The following is a 2,181-nucleotide window of genomic DNA, read 5'->3' on the forward strand; positions in this document are numbered from 1 at the left end:
GACAAGGAACACTTTGTGCTCACCTTCCAGGACGCCACCTTGGAGTGCCTGGTAAGCACTGGCGGGCGTTTCGCGCCGAAGGTCATCACATTCGCAACGGCGACAGAGGCGAGAGCAGCAGGCTGGGATATCGCCTGACCACCCGCGCGACAAGGAACACTTTGTGCTCACCTTCCAGGACGCCACCTTGGAGTGCCTGGTAAGCACTGGCGGGCGTTTCGCGCCGAAGGTCATCACATTCGCAACGGCGACAGAGGCGAGAGCAGCAGGCTGGGATATCGCCTGACCACCCGCGCACCGTCCCGCTCAGAGCCAGCAGTCGGCCAGGAGTGGAAGTTCGCGGACGACGGCTTTCGGATAGGCTAGCCCCTCACTTTGACGCCCCAGTCTTCTGCCCCGCGCGCGCTATGCAAATCGATTCGCCTACTTGGCATCTGAGAGAGTCTTGCCCGGTTTGCGGACAAGGTACTTCGTTGTTGTTGGTCAAGTGTTGGGGCTGCGGTGAGATCAGTATCGAGTGCACCGAGGAAGGCTCCCAGTTTGCAGACGCACGGCTGATTCAACCGCCGGAACGTTGGCGGAGTGAGGGGTCAGCCAGGTGCCCTCACTGCGACGCGATGAATGCTCTTCGTCCAGCGAGCGCGGAGGAGATACAAGCCTCCGGCATCGTCATCGGTCGGTATGAATAATGATGGTGACAACGCATGGACTCGCAAACCTGAGGCTCAGATTGATCTGCCCGTCCTTGTCGGTGGTCGGTGACTGCTTTTGGCCGCGCTGGATGGTCGGGTTCCAATGAAAAACTTTGCCCTGCGTGATCGTGTTCTGGTCTCGTCTTCTGGAGGATGGAAGAAGTCATCCATTGCAACAATCGYCAGTGAGCCGGAGCCCGTCGACACCTTGAAAGGGCCGGAGTTCTACTACTGGGTGGACTTCGACGAACCGCAGGAAACCCTTGATGGCGACGACGTGTATGGCAAAGCCCAAATCCTGAGTGAGCCTGTCAGTAATTTTGTGTGCGAGGCATAGCATGACGACCAGGAGCATGTATGCCAAGCAAGACGAAGACGAAGAACGAGGCGATCGCTGCGAGGACGGCGGCGCTGCCGAAGATCCCGAAGGAACTGCTGGATCAATTCACTCAAGGGCCGATGACGGCCGAGGCGATAGCGGAAGCGTCGATGGCGTTCAAGAAGGCGCTGATCGAGCGGGCGCTGGGTGGCGAGCTGAGCCATCACCTGGGCGCGAGATCCAGGCGTTCCTGGCCGAGCAGTACCAGACGCAGGTGTCGCCGGAGTTCATCAGCTCGGTCACGGACGCGGTGATGGCCGAGGTGACGGCCTGGCAATCGAGGCCGCTGGAGGTGATGTACCCGGTGGTGTTCTTCGACGCGCTGAGGGTGAAGATCCGGGAGGAGGCGGTGGTGCGCAACAAGGCGGTGTACCTGGCGCTGGGCGTGCTGGCCGACGGCACACGCGACATCCTGGGGCTGTGGATCGAGAACACCGAAGGCGCGAAGTTCTGGATGAAGGTCTTCAATGACCTGAAGACGCGAGGCGTGGGCGACATCCTGATTGCGGTCACGGACGGGCTCAAGGGCATCGGCGAGGCGCTGGGCGCGGTGTTCCCGGCCACCACGCTGCAGACGTGCATCGTCCACCTGATCCGCAACAGCCTGGACTACGCGGGCTGGAAGGACCGCCGGCCGCTGGCGGGCGCGCTCAAGCCGGTGTACACGGCCACCAGTGCGGAGGCCGCAGCGCAGGCGCTGGACGAGTTCGAGCACGGTCCGTGGGGGCAGAAGTACCCGACGGTCACGGCCGCTTGGCGCCGCGCCTGGGATCGCGTGATACCGTTCTTCGCGTTCCCGCCGGAGGTGCGCCGCGTGATCTACACGACCAACGCGATCGAGAGCATCAACAGCCAGCTGCGCAAGATCATCAAGACGCGCGGGCACTTCCCCAGCGACGACGCGGCCACCAAGCTGATCTGGCTGGCACTGCGCAACATCACGGCTGACTGGGGACGCGCAGCCAAGGAGTGGCGCCCCGCGATGAACCAATTCGCTGTGGTCTACGAAGAGCGATTCACACTGCCGGCGCACGGCAGTCGATAAGCGAGTCGGCCAATAGCCAATTCATCTCAACCGCCTCGCACACAGAAATCCTGACAGCCCCTCAA

General features: G+C 62.1%; 1 protein-coding gene and 1 pseudogene. Both read left to right on the forward strand.

The window, feature by feature from the left end:
* Window positions 1-795 precede the first annotated feature (795 nt).
* Window positions 796-1,029 carry a hypothetical protein gene (locus AC1D01_RS34630; RefSeq protein WP_477874033.1) on the forward strand — a complete coding sequence of 78 codons (234 nt, stop codon included), beginning with the start codon at window positions 796-798 and terminating at the stop codon, window positions 1,027-1,029.
* Window positions 1,030-1,049: 20 nt separating this feature from the next.
* Window positions 1,050-2,116 (forward strand): annotated as a pseudogene (locus AC1D01_RS34635) (IS256 family transposase).
* Window positions 2,117-2,181: the final 65 nt, after the last annotated feature.

Source organism: Rhizobacter sp. P3_B12, assembly GCF_056402895.1.